The organism is Paenibacillus solisilvae, from assembly GCF_042656405.1.
GTDB classification, from domain to species: domain Bacteria; phylum Bacillota; class Bacilli; order Paenibacillales; family Paenibacillaceae; genus Paenibacillus_Z; species Paenibacillus_Z solisilvae.
The window spans coordinates 184,086-203,872 of sequence record NZ_JBHSOW010000032.1 but is presented as its reverse complement, the minus strand read 5'-3'; the positions used below and the strand labels follow the sequence as shown (position 1 = coordinate 203,872).

General features: G+C 51.0%; 17 protein-coding genes. 3 read left to right on the top strand and 14 right to left on the bottom strand.

The features are described from left to right. Nucleotides 1-286: 286 nt before the first annotated feature. The 12 genes from ACFPYJ_RS09855 to ACFPYJ_RS09800 form a co-directional block, all read right to left on the bottom strand. The gene (locus tag ACFPYJ_RS09855) at nt 287-2,134 is read right to left on the bottom strand and encodes a glycoside hydrolase family 127 protein (RefSeq protein WP_379187938.1); all 1,848 of its coding nucleotides are present in this window, start codon (nt 2,132-2,134) and stop codon (nt 287-289) included. A gap of 32 nt (nt 2,135-2,166) precedes the next feature. Then, the gene (locus ACFPYJ_RS09850; RefSeq protein WP_379187937.1) at nt 2,167-2,997 is read right to left on the bottom strand and encodes a carbohydrate ABC transporter permease; all 831 of its coding nucleotides are present in this window, start codon (nt 2,995-2,997) and stop codon (nt 2,167-2,169) included. Continuing rightward, the gene (locus ACFPYJ_RS09845; protein WP_379187936.1) at nt 2,994-3,932 is read right to left on the bottom strand and encodes a carbohydrate ABC transporter permease; all 939 of its coding nucleotides are present in this window, start codon (nt 3,930-3,932) and stop codon (nt 2,994-2,996) included. Before ACFPYJ_RS09845 ends, ACFPYJ_RS09850 begins: the two co-directional genes overlap by 4 nt. A gap of 93 nt (nt 3,933-4,025) precedes the next feature. Then, the gene (locus ACFPYJ_RS09840) at nt 4,026-5,465 is read right to left on the bottom strand and encodes an ABC transporter substrate-binding protein (RefSeq protein ID WP_379187935.1); all 1,440 of its coding nucleotides are present in this window, start codon (nt 5,463-5,465) and stop codon (nt 4,026-4,028) included. Nucleotides 5,466-5,589: 124 nt separating this feature from the next. Then, complete coding sequence (locus ACFPYJ_RS09835) at nt 5,590-7,362, bottom strand: cache domain-containing sensor histidine kinase (protein ID WP_379187934.1); 1,773 nt, start codon at nt 7,360-7,362, stop codon at nt 5,590-5,592. 2 nt (nt 7,363-7,364) lie between these two features. Beyond that, nucleotides 7,365-8,969, bottom strand: coding sequence for a response regulator (locus tag ACFPYJ_RS09830; RefSeq protein ID WP_379187933.1), 1,605 nt, complete (start codon nt 8,967-8,969; stop codon nt 7,365-7,367). 245 nt (nt 8,970-9,214) lie between these two features. Continuing rightward, the gene (locus ACFPYJ_RS09825; RefSeq protein WP_379187932.1) at nt 9,215-9,706 is read right to left on the bottom strand and encodes a DinB family protein; all 492 of its coding nucleotides are present in this window, start codon (nt 9,704-9,706) and stop codon (nt 9,215-9,217) included. A gap of 394 nt (nt 9,707-10,100) precedes the next feature. After that, complete coding sequence (locus ACFPYJ_RS09820) at nt 10,101-11,096, bottom strand: phytanoyl-CoA dioxygenase family protein (RefSeq protein ID WP_379187931.1); 996 nt, start codon at nt 11,094-11,096, stop codon at nt 10,101-10,103. A gap of 91 nt (nt 11,097-11,187) precedes the next feature. Beyond that, complete coding sequence (locus ACFPYJ_RS09815; RefSeq protein WP_379187930.1) at nt 11,188-12,093, bottom strand: AraC family transcriptional regulator; 906 nt, start codon at nt 12,091-12,093, stop codon at nt 11,188-11,190. Nucleotides 12,094-12,123: 30 nt separating this feature from the next. After that, nucleotides 12,124-13,248, bottom strand: a complete 1,125-nt coding sequence (locus tag ACFPYJ_RS09810) for a Gfo/Idh/MocA family protein (RefSeq protein WP_379187929.1) — start codon at nt 13,246-13,248, stop codon at nt 12,124-12,126. Nucleotides 13,249-13,274: 26 nt separating this feature from the next. Continuing rightward, nucleotides 13,275-14,381: an SGNH/GDSL hydrolase family protein gene (locus ACFPYJ_RS09805; protein WP_379187928.1), complete on the bottom strand. Its 1,107-nt coding sequence runs from the start codon at nt 14,379-14,381 to the stop codon at nt 13,275-13,277. A gap of 241 nt (nt 14,382-14,622) precedes the next feature. Beyond that, on the bottom strand, nt 14,623-14,940 hold the full coding sequence (locus ACFPYJ_RS09800) for a family 4 glycosyl hydrolase (RefSeq protein WP_379187927.1): 318 nt from the start codon (nt 14,938-14,940) through the stop codon (nt 14,623-14,625). 132 nt (nt 14,941-15,072) lie between these two features. Here ACFPYJ_RS09800 and ACFPYJ_RS09795 point away from each other — a divergent pair, with 132 nt between their 5' ends. Continuing rightward, nucleotides 15,073-16,062: a lipoate--protein ligase gene (locus tag ACFPYJ_RS09795; RefSeq protein WP_379187926.1), complete on the top strand. Its 990-nt coding sequence runs from the start codon at nt 15,073-15,075 to the stop codon at nt 16,060-16,062. Between the two features lie 68 nt (nt 16,063-16,130). On the opposite strand, the gene ACFPYJ_RS09790 is transcribed toward ACFPYJ_RS09795, so the two are convergent. Both ACFPYJ_RS09790 and ACFPYJ_RS09785 read right to left on the bottom strand, forming a co-directional pair. Further along, nucleotides 16,131-16,985 (bottom strand): TPM domain-containing protein, encoded by an 855-nt coding sequence (locus ACFPYJ_RS09790; RefSeq protein WP_379187925.1) that lies wholly within the window; start codon nt 16,983-16,985, stop codon nt 16,131-16,133. Continuing rightward, on the bottom strand, nt 16,985-17,554 hold the full coding sequence (locus ACFPYJ_RS09785) for a LemA family protein (protein ID WP_379187924.1): 570 nt from the start codon (nt 17,552-17,554) through the stop codon (nt 16,985-16,987). The genes ACFPYJ_RS09790 and ACFPYJ_RS09785 overlap by 1 nt, the downstream gene beginning before the upstream one ends. A gap of 203 nt (nt 17,555-17,757) precedes the next feature. On the opposite strand from ACFPYJ_RS09785, the gene ACFPYJ_RS09780 reads away from it, so the two are divergent. Further along, nucleotides 17,758-17,985, top strand: a complete 228-nt coding sequence (locus ACFPYJ_RS09780; RefSeq protein ID WP_379187923.1) for a hypothetical protein — start codon at nt 17,758-17,760, stop codon at nt 17,983-17,985. A 215-nt stretch (nt 17,986-18,200) separates the two neighbouring features. After that, nucleotides 18,201-19,787, top strand: coding sequence for an MDR family MFS transporter (locus ACFPYJ_RS09775; RefSeq protein ID WP_379187922.1), 1,587 nt, complete (start codon nt 18,201-18,203; stop codon nt 19,785-19,787).

The following is a 19,787-nucleotide window of genomic DNA, read 5'->3' as shown; positions in this document are numbered from 1 at the left end:
GTATGGATTGCAGTATAGAGGCAGCCTCAAGCGGATGGCACTCTCTTAACTGTACGAATTCCAGTATAGGTCGAGGTGCAGCTGCCTAAAAGCCTCCGCCCGGGGGACGGGCGGCTTTCCCTTGCCCGCAATCTGCTGAAGAAAACAGCAGGGGATCAACAAGCCAAAAACAGCCGCGCTCGGTTTAGGACATGCGCGGCCACTTTTGGTTTTTTAGAGGCACATCTACTGGATCCAGTTGTATGCCTGACCCTTTTGAGTCAGCCCCTTCTCCAGCTCTACGACATCAATACTTGTATAAATGCCGGTCTTCCCCTTCACGGACCCATACCTGCATGAATCCCGCTTCCCGGTTATCCCACGCATAATATGGAATGAATACGCATGGCCTGCCATCGCCATCCGCCTCTTTACCGTGCAGAATCGTTACACCGCCAAGTAAATCTGCCCGATGCTCGACGAGCAGCGGTTCATGTGCTGATAAAGCGAACCCGTCAAAGCTTAGCCCGGGATTATCCGTTTGCTCGATGCAGTACACGACAGGTCCGCGCTGCAGGGCAAATCTGCCCAGGTTAGCCTCAACCTCCGGCCGTGACCGGACAACTTCAACCGGCATATCGAGCTCCAGCACGATCGAGTCACCTGGCACCCAATGACGATTCAGTACGAGATAACCGTTCTCAGGCCGTCCTTCAAGCCCTGACACCTGTTCGCCTTGGGCCGAAATCTTATAGCCTCTGCACCAGCCGGGCAGCCGCAATTTAATCGTGAACTTATCCGTCCGGTCAGGCACTACGGTAAGTTCAATTCTTCCGTCCCATGGATACGCCGTTGTCTGCTTGAGCTTGACGTTACTGCCGCAGCCGACCTCCAGAACCGTTTCGCTGTTCATGTATTGATTGACAGCCACCCCGTCATCAGTCGCTGCATACGCATACTGACCGATAGAAGGAAGGAATCTGGCCAGGTTCGTCGGACAGCAGGATGTGCCGAACCAGTCTACGCGGTGATGCTCGCCCTTGGATGCCAGCGGATTCACATAGAAGAACTTATCGCCGGAGAGCGAAATCCCTGACAATGCCCCGTTGTACATCTCCCGCTCTACAATATCGGCGTATTTCCCATCGCCGAACAGCAGATTCATCCGGTGATTCCAGAACACCATCGCGATCGCGGCGCAGGTCTCGCAGTAGGCGGACTCATTGGGCAAATCATAATCATGGGTGAAGCCCTCGTTATGCACCGACGGCCCAATGCCGCCCGTAACATACATATTACGTTCTACCGTATGCGCCCAGACCCGATGCAGGGCGTCAATATAGGCGGTATCGCCGGAGGCATGAACGACATCCGCCATAGCCGTATAGAGATACATCGCGCGAACCGCATGCCCCTTCACTTCCTTGATGTCCCGGACCGGTACATCATCCTGGCAATAGGCCGGGCCCCAGTCCGGCGTATCCCATATTTTACCCACGCCGTGTCCGTGGCCGCGTTCTTCAAGCAGCCATAGGGCCAGCTTCCAATACCGCTCTTCATCCGTTGCCCGGTAGAGCTTCACAAGAGCAAGCTCGATCTCCTCATGCCCTTCTGCCCAGTGTCGTTTGTCAGGACCGAAGACGCTGTCATAATGATCCGCTAACCGGCAGGCAACCTCGAGCAGCTTACGTTTGCCCGTTGCCTCATAATAAGCGACTGCCGCCTCGATCAGATGACCGCCGTTGTACATTTCATGCTTTTCCATATCGGTCCACTTGCTCTCAGGCGCTTCAAGCGTATAATACGTGCACAGATACCCGTCCGCTTCCTGTGCTGCGGCAATGAGATCAATGATTCTGTCAATCTCCGCTTCGAGTACCGGGTCCCTGTCTGTCATCAATGAATAGGCAGCACCCTCGAGCACCTTGTATACATCGGAATCGTTATAATAAATGCCTTCGAATTTGCCCTCCAGCAATCCTCCCGCAACCGCAAAGTTCGCGATCCGGCCTGTTTCTTCGCAATGGCTCAAACAGACCTTCATCGTCACATTCTTGAGTACCGCAAGCCGCGGGCGCCAGAATGCATCATCAATGGCGACCTTCGAGAAAGGAATGCTTTGCCAGCCTTTTATCGCATGCTCCACTATCGACATCCTTAATCATTTCTCCCTTCCATATTAGTCTATTAACCTTTCAACCCTGTGAGCGTAATTCCTTCCAGGAAGTAACGCTGACCAACAAGAAATACGACGACGCAAGGCAGGACAACCGCCGCCGATGCCGCCATCAGCAATTCCCACTGCGCGGTATAGCTGCCCTGGAACATCTGCAAACCCAGCGCAAGCGTGAACCGGCTGTCGCTTTTCAGATAAATAAGCGGCCCCATGAAGTCATTCCATGACCCCAAGAAGGTGAACAGCGCCACCACGATAACCGCCGAACGGCTGAGCGGCAGAAGAATCCGCCAATAAATTTGAAAGTAATTGGCGCCATCCACGAATGCCGCTTCGTCAAAGTCGCGCGGGATCGTCATGTAGAACTGGCGAAGCAGGAAAATGTTGAATATCCCTCCGCCGAAGTAAGCCGGGACAATCAGCGGATAGAACGTATCGTAGAAACCCAGCGTCTTCCAGCCCAGAAAGCTTGGAATCAACGTGACTGCAGCCGGCAGCATCATACTGGACATCAGAATCGCGAAGACGGTATCGCGGCCCTTCCACTGGATGCGGGAAAATCCGAATGCTGCGATCGTACTGGTTACCACTGTACCGATAATAACGCCAACTACAATGATCAGTGTATTCTTGAAGAAGGCTCCGAATGGCACGATCGTCAGTGCGTTCTTGAAATTCTCCCAATGAAACGGCCTTGGAATCCACTGCGGCGGCATGATGAAAATCTGCGACAGATCCATGACCGAGCTGCGAATCAGCCACACGAACGGAATGATAAACATAATAGAAACGATAAGAAGGGCGATATAACCCGCTGCTAACTTTAGTTTGGACTCTCTCATGACTTCTCCCCCTCGTAGTAAACCCACGATTTTGAGGTTTTGAACACGATAAATGTAAAGAACATGATGATGATAAAGAGGATCCATGCCAAAGCCGAGGCATAGCCCATTTCCGTATCCCGGAATGCCGTTCTCCACAGATAGAACACGAAGAACAAGCTCTTGTTATTCGGTCCGCCGCCAGTCAGAATGTAGGCTTCGCCAAACACCTGGAAGGATCCGATAATGGTCATGATCGTATTAAAGAATATCGTCGGCGTCACCATCGGGATCGTAATATGCCGCAGCTTATGGTACCAGCCGCCGCCATCCACATCAATCGCCTCGTAGTACTGCTTCGGTATACCCGAAAGGCCGGCCAGGAAAATGATGACGGTTCCGCCGATTCCCCACAGCGTTGTCAGAACAACGGAGGGAACGACGCTGCTCTCGCCAAACAGCCAGCTGCTCGTCGGCAGATGAAGCCATTCCAGAGCGGTATTCACCAGTCCAAGATCGGGATTGAGCAGCCACAGCCAAATCATCGATGAGGCAACGGCCGGCACGATGCTCGGCAAATAGATAATGGTCCGAAACATGGATCGGCCCTTCACATTCATATTAAGGAGCAGCGCCAGAAAAAAAGAGATGATAATAACCGCAGGCACCCTCAGAATAACAAAATAGAACGTGACGCCAAGCGATTGATAGAATAACTCATCCTCACCCGAGAACAGCTTCGCGTAATTGTCGAATCCGATAAACGAGGTTGAATCCTTGAAAATGCTATAATCGGTCAAACTGAGCACAAGACTTGCAATCATAGGACCTAAGGTGAAAATAATGAAGCCCAGTATCGCAGGAGCAGTGAACAATAAGCCGTAGAATAGCGCCTTTCTCTCTCTTGCACGGCTCTTTTTCCGGATAGGTGCCATTCTTTGAGCTGGAATATCCATGTCGGGTACCTCCTATCTTTAGAAAAAGACAGCGTTCTTAGGCAAGAACCGCTGTCCTTTTTACCCAATTAATTGAAACCGTTACCTGTTTGCTTACTTCACATCGCGGCGTCCTTGAACCTGCTCCTGCGCCTTCGCGGCGATCGAATCCATCGCTTCTTTGGCTGTCTGTTTGCCGAACCATACTTTATCCAGTGCAGGATTCACAACATCCATAATTTTATTGAAGTTTTTCACATAAGCTGTCGGCGTCGGATGGCTGTGATTCAGAATGATATCAACGACAGCGTCCTTATAGCCCGAAGGTCTGGAATCCAGATTCTCCGTCCATTTGGATAACAACGCCGCATCGGTATACCAATCTTTGTGGGATGGCATCCATGTACCTGCAGTGATCAGATCCAAGGAAGCATCGGGATCGATCAGAGCTTTCAAGAGTTCCCATGATTCTTGCGGATGCTTGGATGATTTGAAGATGGAGAACATCCCGCAGACAACCGTGGTCATCGGATCTTTCATAACCGGCAGCACGCCGACATTATAGTTGAACTTGGATTGCGCCAATCCGGTGCTCGCCCATTGTCCGTCAAAGGCCATAGCGACTTTTTTCGTTTGCAGCGCTACGTTCGTACCCGGAATGTTTTTGGCTTGAACCGGAGACGGGGCGACATGGTACACGTTAATCAGATCGGCCAGCTTCTGAATCGCTTCAACAGCTTCGGGCTGGTTAAGGCCGAAGGTCTTGCCGTCTTCGGAGAGGAAATCGCCTCCATTCGAATAGATAAAGTTGCTGTATGATCCCCACCATGTAGGCAAATTGATGCCGAACTGCTTGATATTCTTCGGATCGAAGCCCTCTTCAGCTGCATTCTTGCCCTTGTTGTCAATCGTAAGCTTCTTCGCGACTTCAACGAACTCATCCCAGGTCCATGCATCCGCTGCTTTGGCAGGCGGAGGCGTCAAGCCCGCTTCTTTAAATACGTCTTCGTTATAGAATAGAGCGAAGGATTCAGGACCTGGAGCGATCCCGATCACATTGCCCGGCTCGGTGGAGTACGTAATGTTAGGAACCAAGGCATCCGGCGTGATTTCAGTATCTTTGTCCAGGAAGTCTTGAAGGTTCAAGAACTTGCCTTGTTCAGCCAGCGGATAAGCAATCGTGCCTGACTCCATCATGGCCACATCCGGCTCGTCGTTGCCTGCAACCATCGTTGTCAGCTTCGTATCGTAGTCTGCGGAAATGGCTTGGAAATCCACCTTAATATTCGAATGCGTGCTTTCAAACTTAGCAACCGCTTTCTTAAATGCTGCTATCTCATCCGGTGCTCCCCATGCTGTGAGGCGAAGGGTAATCGGATCCTTGCTTCCCGCCTCTGCGGTTCCGGCATTTGCATTTGTTTTCTCTGTGTTGGCCGCGCCTTGGGAAGACGAATTATTATTGCCTGAGTCAGACTTCGTGCAAGCGGTTAAAACCGTCATCGCCATCAGAATCGAAACCAGTATGACGGAAGCCGATTTCCATTGTTTTGTCATAATCATAACGAGCCCCTTTCAATAATCAACCTCATTGGCTCATAGCTGCAGTCTATGATGAATTAATTGTAAGCGATCGGTAACGCTTTCAAAACCCGAGCATTTTTGGAATGGTGGACTATTATTAGGTCTTAGCCGGAAGATGAATCACAACCCTTGTTCCAAGTCCCGCAGAAGAATGGATGTGAACGCCGTAAGAATCGCCATAGGCCATCTGGATACGGGATATCGTGTTTTTAATACCGACCGAAGAGGGCTCTTTGAACAATATCGCCTGGATGGTTTCTTCGCTGATGCCGCGCCCATTATCACGAATCTCAAAATAACGGCTTTCGTTCTCCGTCCAGCCCCGGATCGTAATGAGCCCTCCGTCCTCAAGCTGATTAAACCCGTGGAGAATCGCATTCTCAACAAAAGGCTGAAACAATAATCTTGGCAGCTTAACGTCATAGAGAACCGGATCAATCTCATAACGGACGGTAAATTTACCTTCAAACCGCGCAGTCATAATGTAGAAGTAGTTCTTCATCCATTCGATTTCCTCTGATAAATGAACGGCTCCCCATTCCTTGCGCGAGGTGTAATGAAGCATATTCGATAAACAAACCAGCATTTTGCTCAGTTCCTTCTGATTGTTCTCAATCGCGGTCCAATTCATAATATTGAGTGTATTGTACAGAAAATGTGGATTCATCTGCATATTCAGCGCATGAATTTCCGCTTCCTTCTCCTTGAGCTTGATCTCATAATTTTCCTTGACCAGCAGGTGAATGCGGTCATTCATCCGGTTAAAGCGCTGCAGCAGAATCCCAAACTCATCGTTGCGGCCGACTTCGACCCGCGTCTGGAAATCCCCTTCCCCTACCGATCTCATCGCCCCCAGCAGCTTCTTGATCGGCCCGGTGATCCGGCCTAAAATGAAGTACGCAAATAAAAAAGCGACGCCGATCAGAATAAGCGCAATCAGAATCGTCGAGGTGCGGATGACAGGAACCAGGCTGCTGACTAATGCCGATTCAGGCGTAATCACGATCGACATCCAGCCGGTCAGCTCCGAACGGTCATAGCAGACGATCATATTTTCCCCGTCCAGCTTCATCCGCTGTGTGCCGCTGCCTGTCTTGCGAAACGCATCAATCCACTGCTTCTTATAGCTCTTCGTAATCTGCACTTCATCGCTGCCTGCAACAACGATATCGTTCGGATCAAGAACCAGATAACGAGAACCGGTCGGGATGCTTTTCTCGAAGAGCTCATCCAGCACCGTGGATTTATAGCTAATGGTCAAAACAGGTCTTTCTACATCCGGATTCAGCTTAACCAGCGTGCTGTCTTCCAAGTGGGAGAAGTTAAGCAGGCGCGTCGCCGAGAATAGATAACGGAATTCGATATTCCCTTTGGTCAGCCAAGGCTGTTCAAACATATCGATAAAATCATAGGTGGGGTACCAGACCATTTTCCCTGCGGCTAGCTCAGCTTCCTTATAGATCTTCGAGAGCGTGGGATCCCCCTGCGGCAAAGCCCTCGACGTGCCGAAGCTGAAGTACGACGTCCACAGCTGATAGGCGTAGACATCCTCATTTTGCGAGAAATATTTACTGAGAATAGCGGAAATCTGACGGTCGGCCGCCACCAGCTCCTCCTCCTTATCCGGACTCAGCTTACTGAAAATTTGGAACAGATCCTTATCCACGAACAATGCCCGGCTGCTCTGATCGACAACCCCGAGCTTCGTATCGATGACTTCATTATTCTTTTGGACAATCGCATAGACATTTTTCTGGGCCTGCTCCGTAACAACCTTCAAGCTCGTCTTGTAGAACAGCGTGCTCAGCACTAAGAGCGGCAGGGCGATCAGAATCATATAGCTCATTAACAGCCGTGCTTTAAAGGTCATCCTCAATCCTCATTTCTTGTTTGTGAGAAGGAAATATGCTTGTAGGCTTCAGGGGAAAGTCCGGTCTGCTTCTTGAACATTCGGGTAAAATACTTCGTGTCCCGATAGCCGCATCTGGCTGCGATCTCATATATCTTAAGATTGCCGGCAGCGAGCAGCTCCTTGGCATGACGCATACGCGCCTCTGTAATATGGTCGGAGAATGATTTGCCCGTTCGGCTTTTGATTAACGTACTGAAGTAGGAAGCATTGAAAAAGAACTGCTCCGCAGCCATCTCCAAGGTCAAATCCTTCATGAAGTGCTCTTGTATCCAGCTTAGGCATTTCTCCATAATCATTTCGCTTTTGTCCTGTTTCCTATCGCTTAGCGATTGATGTACCTCTCCAAGTCCTGCTGCGATGAGCTGAATCAGCTGCTCATAGCCGGCGCAATTCGGAATCGCCATGACGGCCGTTTCGGTGACAACGCTTCCAGCATGTCGGTCAATGACGTCCCTGGTCCGGCTCTTGATCTTCATCAGCGTCAAGGAGGCGTATTCCTTCAACAGCTTTGGGTCCGTCTGCCCTTCCGCTGCAAGCTCATCAAAAGCCGAACGGCACATCGCCTTGACGGAATCCATACCGGGCTCCTGCAGCGCTTCAAATAACCGCTCCCCATCCAGCCGAAAAACAGTTCTCTTCGGGAAAAGCAGCTCATCATGGAATACGGTCCCGCTCCAGCAATCATGAAACGTGTAAGCGATGGCGGTTTGAGCAGCGCGGTAAAGCACCCCGATGTCATGGATAAGCGGATCAGGATTCGATCCGACGCCATGAATAAGCTCGCCATCAGACAGCCATGCTTCTCTCAGGCTGCTGAGCGCTTCGCGTATTTCCCGGCGTTTCTCATGAATGGGCGATACCGGATGAACAACCGTAACCAGCTGAACGCCGTTATTCAGCACCGTATTCAAGGAGAAGGTATGGGCCTGACCAAAGCAGGACCATACCTTCTCCAGCTGCTGCACCAATTCCGGCGGGCAGATGCTTCTATCCTTGTTCACTTGTTGAGTGAAGCTGAGTTCAGTGAGAACAACCGTATTCGCATCTTTTACAATATCCAGTGCCTCAAGCTCCGCACGTTCTTCATCCGACAAATTTCCGCTCAGCCACAAATGGAGCAGACGGCTGCGGTAGGCGGAAGTGGTCATATGCAAGCGCTGCCTCATGTCCGCAGATTCATCCTGCTGCTTGGATTCTGCGGCCAGCTGCAGCTCCAGCCGCTTCAACAGCTCTTCAACCTTGTCGGAATCGACAGGCTTCAGCAGATAATCGTAAGCGCCATGACGGATTGCAGTCTGGGCATATTCGAATAAGTTATAGGCCGAAACCATAACCACCTTCGTCCGGATTCCCTCCTCCTCAAGCTGCTTCAGAAAGGCAAGCCCGTCCATAAGGGGCATCTGGATATCGCTGAGGACAACGTCCGGGCGATCCGACCGCATGATTTCTAAAGCGCCAATTCCGTCCTTTGCAGCCAGAATTTGAGCATCCGGCCTCATCATGCTGATCATGTTCGACATCCCTCTGACATGCCTCGGTTCATCATCTACAATAAGTATCTTCATTTACCTCTCTATCCTTTCCGTTCTCTAAATCTCGCGCCGAACCGATTTAGGACTGATTCAACTATTTTCTATACAGTACTATGTCCTCGAATGGTTGAACAGGGTCAGCTCTGCTTCCATTTCTTACTAGGGGTAGGCCTATTCGCAGCAAAAATGCCGTTCTACTCGAGTTTCGCTCGAATAAAACGGCATTTGCGCGGAATATTGGGACAAGCTACGGTGCACCGGGCACCGAAGCCTTCGGCTTACTTGGAAGAGAACTGCTCCATCTGCTCCAAGGTTGGACCGTATATATCAGGCGGCACCAACCCGGCTTGACGGATTAACACCGTCATTTGTCCGCGATGATGAATTTGATGCTTAATCAGAGCGCTCAGTGTGACTCCGTTCGCCCAGACGTCCCCGAACATGTTGCTTGTCTGCAGCAAATTCTCATCCGTCCACTGCTGCTGGATCGCTTCCTGCACAGCCTGCGATGTTGAGCGGTAAGCTTGGACGATCTCAGCGGCGGATGCCGGCATCTGCGCATCGAAGGACGGTCCTTCTACCTTCAAGCCCGTCATGTTCAACATCGGTGCAAGTGAAGTGACCAAATGCCAGCCGAGCTCTCCTAATGTACGGAGCTTCGGCGCGATTTGCTGTCCCAATGATTCATCAGTCAGCGCGGACAGCACCCGCTCGGTAGCTAAAGCTTCATTCTTCCACTCATCAATAAACTGCTTAATCGTTGTGAACATGGTAGAACCTCCTAAAAGTTTTTGTGCGGCTATGCCCGAATGCCGAAACTACGGAAGGAGTAAACAAAAACTCGCTTCGGAAGCATAAACCAAGTTTTTGGTGCGGCGGCTATGCCCGAATGCCGTGACTACGGCAGGAGTAAACAAAACTCGCTTCGGAAGCATAAACCAAGTTTTTGGTGCGGCGGCTATGCCCGAATGCCGTGACTACGGCAGGAGTAAACAAAACTCACTTTGGGAGCATATCCAAGTTTTGGTGCGGTTATGCCCTTATTCTACAGCAAGTCCCCTGACAGTTCCTGTCAGGAGACTTCATTTTAATAAAAAGAAGCTTCCGTCATGGCTCTTGCCGCCTGGAAAGCTTCACTGTTATGCTGCTTGCTGCCTGCGAATCTTATTCTTTCTTCTGAGCGACCGGCATCATCATGCCGTTATCCATGCCCATCATCCGTACGCTGTCCGATGACGCGTTCTCTTCCGCCAAGAATACCTCTGTCCCGAATACCGGCCCGGCATAGGAAAGATGCGTCCGGCCTCTTGCGAGGATCTGCCGGTAATTGCCGGAATCCCCTTCGTACCCGTCATGATCCCAAGGCACCCAGGAGTTGGCATTGCAATAATGGCACACATAAGAGCGGCGGTAACGGTCCGGCGTCCGATTCGGAAATGACCGGTGGAATAGATGGGAATGGAAGAATAACACATCGCCCGGGCTCATTGGAACCGGTATCGGAGGCGGATAGTTCGCTACCACCTTCGAGAGGGTATTCACCTCGTCATCCAGATGGCTGACATTATGGACAGCGTTCAAATCCTGGAAGGCATCCAGCGCATGAACATTGCCGCCGCCGATCTCCTGAGGCGGGTAGATCGGTTCGTGATTCGAGCCGGGCACCACCCATAAACAGCCATTCTCCTCATCCACTTCCTCAAGCGCTATCCAAGCTCCAACCAAAGTATCCGGGTGAGTCTTTATATAACAGGAATCCTGATGCCAGCCCTGACCGCCGCGTCCGGGCGGATTAAGGAACATCATGGATTGCAGCGCGTAAACATCCGGTCCGATGAGCGCTTCCGTTACATCGAGCACACGCGGGTGAAGCAGCCCCCGTTCTGCGGCTGCATTCAGTCTGGACAGCATATGAATACGGGTAAGGTCCGAGAATTCGTCTTTTAACGGATCCTTGCTCGCGGGATCTTGTTTCTTCGCAGGTTCCTTCTTGCCTAGCCTAGTTTCCTCCGCCAATTCATAGAGCTCTTCGATGTCTTCATTTGATAAAAGACCTCTTACGATTAAATAGCCCTCTCGGTGATAATGCTTATACTCGTCCACACTGACCAAATAACGATTATTTCGTTCACGTGACTTAGGCGTATAAAATTTCCCCATCGTTACTTTCCCTCCACTACATGTGTTATGACTCTATTTTGCCTCAATAATGGCGGCGCTCTCAATGGAGTGAACATGGAAAACGATGTGTTTATTTGATATCGCTTGTCACGACGATATGACGATTCACCGAAAATGGCGACTCCGCCCCTATAGCTTCCGCCGTATGGCGAAACAGCGGATTACGGCATCGCTCTATATACTCGGATGCCGTTATTCCGCGGATACGCTTATAGGTTTTGGAGAAATGATGCTCGTCGCCAAAACCGACTTGATATGAGATTTGCTTCACAGACAACTGACCGCTCATCATTAGCTGCTCCGCTCGCTTTAACCGATGCTCCAATAAGGCACGCTTTGGCGTCATGCCTACAGCGGCGGCGAACATACGGGTGAAATGCTCGTGCGTCCAGCCGGATTGCTCGGCGATCTGTTCAATCGTTATCGGTTCAACCGCATGCTCCTGCATGTACGCTATCGCTCTTGCGATCTGAACAGGCAGCGGCATTGCCAGTTCCTCCGGGGCATTATCCGCGGATGCGCACAGCTCCTCCAGCGCCGCTGCGAGCAGTACCGATAGACGTTTCCGCCAATGATTCGATTGACTATTGGCGATTCGGAGCATCTGTTTGATTATCCCTGGGATAAGACTGTCATCTCGGACAAGTATCATATTATGATTCCTCAACAGGGATAGAAAACGGTTATCCCGCTGTCTGAATGCGCCGTAATCGAAATGCACGAAGAGATGATGGACATTCTGATCCGGATCGAACCGGTAGAGATGCCGCTCCTGCGGCCTTGTGAAAATAAAACAGGGAAGCTGCAGACGCACAGCTTCTCCCTTCAGTTCATAAATGGTTTTCGTTCCTTCAGGAAAATACACCAATTCATAATCGGAGAGCTCCCGCTCCTCAAGTACGAACCCTGCCTGAATATTGATGTCTCCAACACTATGAACGATCGGCCAGCACTCGTCCGTCTCAACTTCACCCATAGCTATTCATCCTTCCATAGGCTGCAGAGATTATTCCTCTACGATGACCTGCTTCTTCTCTGAAGCAGACTGGAGGACCGCGTCAATAACCTGCTGCACATGGTTAGCATCGTCAAATCCAGGAAGCCCCTCCCGGTTCACTCCGCCTTCGAACTTGGCGGCAAATACGGCGCTCGCCCATTTCCATGCTTCATTCTTCTCCGAGTCCCGGTACGGGCGGAACCGATCCTCCGAGGGCTCTGCGGTTAAGTCCCACGGGAGCTCTGCAGGAAGCTCAATCTCCTGCCAAGCTTCGCCTTTTTTAGCGATATTCAGTTTATATCCGTAGCCGGTCATCTGGAATTTAAGTGCGCCTTTCGTGCCGTACAGCTCCAGGTTGACCGTTTGTCCGCCGCTGCCCTGCGGCCGAACCCAGCTCGTCTGCAAATCTCCATGTCCGCCTCCGGCAAATTCAGCCTGAATATACACAGAATCAGCGGCCTGATCACGATTCGCCCGATCGTCGAAATTCACCAGGCTGCCTGCTTCCAAACACCGGACAGAAGCAGAAACCGCCTTGATTCGGTCATTCAATATATATTGAGCGAGGTCAATAACATGCGAGCCCAAATCCTGAAGAACGCCGCCTGCTCCCGCCTCAGTTACATGACCGCGCCATCCTGGAGATCCGCCGAGGCCATAATCACCGGAATACTCAAAGCGGCCTTCGAGATACTCGCCGATGGCTCCTTCACGAACATGCTGACGAAGATACTGAATACCTGAATGCTCACGCACAGAGAAATTCACGCAATGAACCAGATTGCGCTCCTCTGCGAGCTGCAGCATCTCTTTGGATTGCTCTGCGTCAATGGCCAGCGGCTTCTCGCACAGCACATGGATGCCGCGCTTCATCGCTGCCATCGCAAGCGGATGATGAAGATTATTCGGCGTAATAATACATACGCCGTCCAGCTGCTCGGCATCCATCATCTCTTCAGCCGAAGTATAGACAGCGGGAATATCGTATTTGGCCGCCATTCTGTGCGCAGAATCTCCGTTCTTGCTGCAAATTGCCGTTACGTGTACCTGAGGATGCTTCGTCAACACAGGAAGAAACCAAAGATCAGAGAACCAGCTTGCACCAATGATTCCAATATTAATTACCGTACCCATCCGTCATCACCTTTCATTTCAGTAAATTATCGAATGACTCCAATATGACCGAGCCGGAAATTTGTCCCTCTGCAATCCGGGCGGTCACCATGAATGACTTCAAGCTCCAACCGGTGTGTACCCGGCTCCAAGTCATCGCCAAGGAAACTTGTCCTATACCAGCCGTCATCGCCGCACCAATCCGGCCGTTCGCGGGATTCGCTCCTCCATGGCCCCTCATCAATCCGGTACCGGAATTCTGCCGATGTTTTGCCGAAGTCAAATCCAAGCGATAACCCCCGCCCTTCGAAAGTAAAGGACAGCTTAGCGCCAACTGCAGCCGTCTCCAGCACTTGGTCAATCCAAGTATGGTGAAGGAACCGCCTGGTTACCCATGGCCCTTCTAGCTCTGCTTCATTCAGCGGAAGATTGTAGGCAAGCCCCCAATGCTTCGGATGAAGCGGTGCCGGAAGACTCTCTTTCGTCTTCTGTTCATCTCGATGCGCCCCTGCTTGAGCAGATGCCAGCTCCTTCTCCAGAAAAGCAATGACGCTCTGCCCATAGCTCAAACTCCCGCGGCTTGTCGGATGCAGGCCGTCGGGCAGCCATTCCTCCCAGCGCATCAATCCTTTATTAACTTCCTCCAAGGCATAGAGCCCCATCCAGACCGAGCCCGTTCCATAGTGGTCCGCCAGCTCCTCCAGCTCTGCAATGGAATCCGGCAAGCGGCGCTCCATCATCGCCGAATACATATCCTGACGATACGTATGTACAAGCACGACATCACGCCGGCCATCCTCCAGCAGCTTGCGGACGAGCCCTTCACGGGACCTTTTCCGTTTATCTGGCGCATCATCATAATCGTTAACCGCATAATCGATAAACACGAGATCGCATCCGCGGTCAATTAAGTCCCGCTGGGCCCGAAAAACGGCCAACTCGCTGCCAGTAGCTCCGATCGCTGCATTTTCCACGACGATACGCTTGCCGGGGAAGGTTTCGGCGAACCAAGCAATGACCGGCTCCGGCCAGTTATGCCGTGGTCGTCCATCCGTAATGGATCCGCCAATAAAACCAATCGTTATCTGTCCGTCTGATAGTTTGCCTGCTGTATGCTGCAGGGGGTTACGGTGCTGCCAAATAATGGGGTTCACTAGATTTATTCCATCCTCTCACAGAAAGTAAAATGGTTCTCCTCTATCCTATTCTGCGTCTTTTGCCATTTTCCTTGAAAACGATTCCACAAAATAAGATGCATCGCAAATTCATAAACAAAGCGAGTTACATCCCCGGGCAGCCCCGATTAATAAGGGCAAAGCCCCACATCTTAACTAATGTGGAGCCTTAAATGAGTATTAAAGGTGATTCCTGTCAACTTGTAAACACCAATTCGTTCTATACGTTAAACTGCGGCAGCAAATCTGCATGAGCCTTCAGCATTTGATTCAAAGCTTCGTAGCCGGCTTGTTTGTCGGTTACCGCAGGATCGAGCTCGATGGCGCGTCTTGCTGCTTCGACATCCCCTTTAACCGCTGCCTCTGCTGTTAATTCGTGAACGTCAGACAGCTTTCGCATGATAGCCGCAAGGGGTCGAAAAGCGCCCTCTTTACAAGAAAAAGTTAACCCAATGAGACATCGAATGTTGATGATCGCAGCGGGAAAATGGTTATTTACAAAACAAAAAAACCGTTTTGACCAAATCCTAATGGCCATAACGGGTTTTATCTTGTCATTTTGCTCGTTTTACTGACGAATTGGACGACTCCCGGCATCTCCTATATCATACTTAGTAGCAAGCCTTACAAATACAAAGCGGGAGGGCGCCGGCGATGCTTTTTATTCATCATGCAGATTATTCATCATGCAGATATTCATGATCCATCCATAAATCTGGCTCTGGAGGAGTACGCACTCCGGAATCTTCCTCTGGAGGAAGATTATTTGCTCTTCTACATTAACGAGCCTTCGATCATCATCGGTAAAAATCAGAATACAGCCGAAGAAGTGAATTCGTCCTATGTCGAAGAACAGGGCATTCATGTTGTTCGCCGGCTGTCAGGCGGCGGAGCGGTCTATCATGATCTCGGAAACCTGAACTTCAGCTTCCTGACCCGCGATGACGGCAAATCCTTTCACAATTTCCGCAAATTTACGGAGCCCGTCGTTGAAGCGCTGCGCAAGCTGGGGGTTGAGGCCGAGCTGTCGGGACGCAACGATCTGCAGGTCGGCGAACGCAAAATCTCCGGCAACGCACAGTTCGCTTCCAAAGGGCGGATGTTCAGCCATGGTACGCTCCTGTTCAATTCCGAGGTCGATTCGATTGTCTCGGCGCTCAAGGTCAATCCGGCTAAATTCGAATCCAAAGCAACCAAATCCGTTCGCAGCCGTGTAGCCAATATTATCGAATTTCTGAGTGAACCGATGACGATGGAGCAATTTCGCCAGTTTATATTGAAATCGATCTTCGCGGGATATTCTGAAATTCCGGAGTATCGGCTAACCGATGCGGATTGGGCCGCTGTCCATAAGCTCGCGGATGAACGCTACCGCAGCTGGGATTGGAACTACGGCCGTTCGCCCGCTTTTAACGTCCGCCAAGTTAAGCGGCTTGCGGCTGGGACCTACGATGTGCGGCTCAATGTCATAGAGGGCGTCATCACAGAGGCCTCCGTCTTCGGTGATTTCTTCGGGACGGGTGAAGTAAGCGATATTACCGATAAGCTCATCGGGGTCAGGTATGACGCGGCATCTGTGAAGGCGGCGCTGGATGATATGGATCTGCGTGTCTACTTCGGGCCTGTTGACCGTGAAGAATGGCTGGCTTTACTGTTCTAAACAAAAAGAGCAGCCTTCTGTTCAATAGAACAGGAGTCTGCTCTTTTTGTCCTCCGACGTTCATCCGGCTACCGGCTCGCACCTCCGCCCCCGCTTGAGCCGCCGCCGCCGCGTCCGCCGCCGAAGCCTCCCCGTCCTCCCGAGGAACCGCCTCTTCGACCGACCATATTAAGAACCGCGAAGGTAAATGCGCCTCCAGTCAGCTTGAAATCCAAGAAGAAGAGCAGGACAACTATAATTCCGATGCCCACTTTCAAATAGCCGGGAAGGGTGTTGAACCAGCCTCCCCCGCCTTCTTCGTCAACAGGAGGCAAGCCGCCGCTCCCCTCCGGCAATTGGGAGGCATCAATGCCATATTCAGCCGCAGCCTCACGGATCAGCGCGCTTTGCGTTTGGAAGCATGCCTCATCGAGCTGTCCCTGCTGCATCAACGGCACGAAAAAACGGTCCAGAATTGCTCCTGCCTTACTGTCGGTTATTCGCCCTTCCAATCCGTAGCCGACCTCAATCCGAACATGCGGCTCATCGCCGGAAACGTAGAGAAGCAATACGCCATCATTACGTTCCTTGCTCCCAAGCCCCATTTGGCGAAAACGGTCGACCGCCGCGTTCTCGATTGATTTGCCCTTCAAATCAGCGGCGTTTACGGTTGCGACACCCACCTGCGCGGAACCCGTCTTCTCGTGGAGCCAGAGGGCATGATCGTACAGCCGCTGTTCATACTCCGCGGATAGGACGCCCGCATCGTCCTGTACATACACACCGTACGGGGACGAAGAAGCAGCTGACGCTATGCCGGCCATCCAGAAGAGACTGCAGCCGATAAGCCAAACACCGAATATCCCTGCCAGAGTCTGCATCCCAAGCCTATATGGATTCAACGCCCTGTCCCGCTTCGATCGGCCTGCCCGAATGAAACCCATTAAAAATTCACTTCAGGCACCGTTTCCGCGCCCTCTTTTGCTTTGAACAATTCCTTCTTATCGAATCCAAATATCGACGCATACAGGGAAGCAGGGAACTTTCGGATTTTGGTGTTATAGCCCGTTACGGCTTCATTGTAGTCTCTGCGGGCAACCGATATCCGGTTCTCCGTGCCGGCCAGTTCATCTGTCAGACGGGTAAACTGTTGATCCGCCTTCAAATCGGGGTAGTTCTCCACCACAACTAACAGTCTGGACAACGCCCCTGTCAGCTGTTGATCCGCATCCGCCTTCTCCTGCGGGGTACCCGCTGCATTCAGCTGCGCTCTTGCCTTTGCGATGCTAGCAATAACCTCCTTCTCATGCGCAGCATATCCTTTAACCGTGTTCACGAGGTTAGGAATGAGATCCGCTCTGCGCTGAAGGTCGACATCGATCTGAGACAGTTTATTGTCCACTGCAGTCTCCGATGAGACCAATCCATTATAAGAACCGACTCCGGTCAAAATAAGAATGAGCACGACAGCTCCGATAACCAGCCATGTAATCGTTGAACGTTTGATAGCCATTCCCCCTTTAAGTCTGGTAAGAAGATCATACCTATATTATGGACAGGGGCAGAGAAGTGAAAACATGACAAATGAGATCTCATCAATTTCCCAAGGCTTACTTTCCGGTTTGATCCTGGAAACTGTTGCAGACCACAAGACATCCACGCCCAAATCATATACACTAGAGTTAGCCATATTGTCCCCGATTGGAGCGAAGTATGATGTCTGAATTCAATAGTAACGTATCATCCTTACAAGCACTTAAAACTTGGAAAACCATTCCTCAGTTGTACAGAGACAAGCTTGTGCGCAACGTGTTTTGCGGAAATTGTAAAGATGTAGTTGAAATCATTCAATACAGCATTACCGAGAACAAGTACGGACTGATCTTGGAGGGCAAATGCCGCACTTGCGGCGGTCCTGTTGCGCGAGTCGTGGAGAAGGAATAACGTACCCGTATATATAAGTCCTGCTGCGTTGATGAATTCAACTGCGGCAGGACTTTTTTTTGCGTGGATGAAGTCGGACGCGCGGACCCGTCTCTTGGCACAACGATTTTGTTTCATTATTTAAATTTTCCATCTTGTAATTTACTCAAATTTGAGTATACTGATTGAGGGTATTCAAATTTGAGTATATTAAAGGTAATGAAAGGAAGTTGAACATGGACGCTAAGAAAAGCAACGTAAAGCTGGTTATTGCCGGTTTGCTGCTGGGTCTCTTTATGGCTGCGCTGGATCAGACCATCGTCTCGACCGCCATGACCAAAATCATCGAGCAGCTCGGAGGACTCGATAAATTCGTATGGGTTTATTCTGCGTATATGATCGCGATGGTCGTATCGACGCCGATCTTCGGCAAGCTCTCCGATATGTACGGGCGCAAACGGTTCTTCCTCGCCGGATTAATCTTATTCATGCTGGGCTCCATCCTGTGCGGGACCGCGCAAAACATGGAGCAGCTGATTATTTACCGCGCCATTCAAGGGATCGGCGGCGGCGCTTTGATGCCGATTGTATTCACGATTATTTTCGATTTGTTCCCGGCTGAGAAACGCGGCAAAATGATGGGGCTCTTCGGTGCTGTATTCGGCGTTTCCAGCGTTTTCGGCCCCATTATGGGCGGATTGATCACGGACAACATTAGCTGGCGTTGGATTTTCTACATCAATGTGCCTATTGGAATTTTGGCGGTTGCCTTCATCGTCAGAGCTTATCACGAATCGAAGAATACGAAGAAACAAATGATTGACTGGGCAGGCGCTATTCTGCTGACCGCAGCCATTCTCTGCTTGATGTTTGGCTTGGAGCTTGGCGGATCAGACGGCTGGGCATGGGGTTCGGCTAAAACCATCTCCTTGTTCATTGCTTCAGGCCTTCTGCTGATCGTTTTCCTATTCGTTGAAACGAAGGTTAAGGATCCGATTATCCAGCTCAGCCTATTCAAGAAACGACTGTTCACGAGCAGCATGATGATCAGCCTTCTCTACGGCGGTGTCATGATTTCGGCTGCAACTTATATTCCAATCTTCATTCAAGGCGTATTCCACAAAACTGCAACGGAAACGAGCTCTGTTCTGACGCCAATGATGCTGGGCGTCGTGCTCAGCAGCCAGATCGGCGGCCGGGTCGCCACCAAGTTTAAATTCCGCGATACGATGCTGGTATCCGCTTTGACACTGGTTATCGGCACGTCACTGCTTGGATTTGCCATGGATACCGCAACAAGCCGGTTGGTTATTACCCTTTACATGATCATTGTCGGGCTGGGTATGGGCGTATCCTTCTCCCTGCTTAACATCTCGACGCTTAATTCCGTGCCGCCGCAGTATAAAGGATCAGCCTCGTCGCTTATCACTTTCTTCCGGACGATCGGCTCTGCGCTTGGAGTAACCGTATTCGGCGCGATTCAGAAGTCGGAATTTCAAGCCGGGGTCCAAGCTATTCCGAATATCAACCCCGAGATGGCGGCTAAGATCAAAGGCGGGCAAGCGCTTCTGGATCCGGCCGTTCAAGCGAAAATGGGCATTTCAGCAGAAATCGTCAACGCATTGCTGACTAAGCTGGCCGATTCGATTATCTTTATCTTCCAATGGTCCGTTATTCTGCCGGTAATCGCGATCGTGTTTGCCATTATGATGGGGCGCGCGCGTCTGGAAATTGCTAAGCAAGCTCCGCAAAACGCAGCTGGAAAACAAAGCCCTGCGGGCGATGGAGCCGGGAAACCCGAACCCTCTTACCGAGGGGGCTGA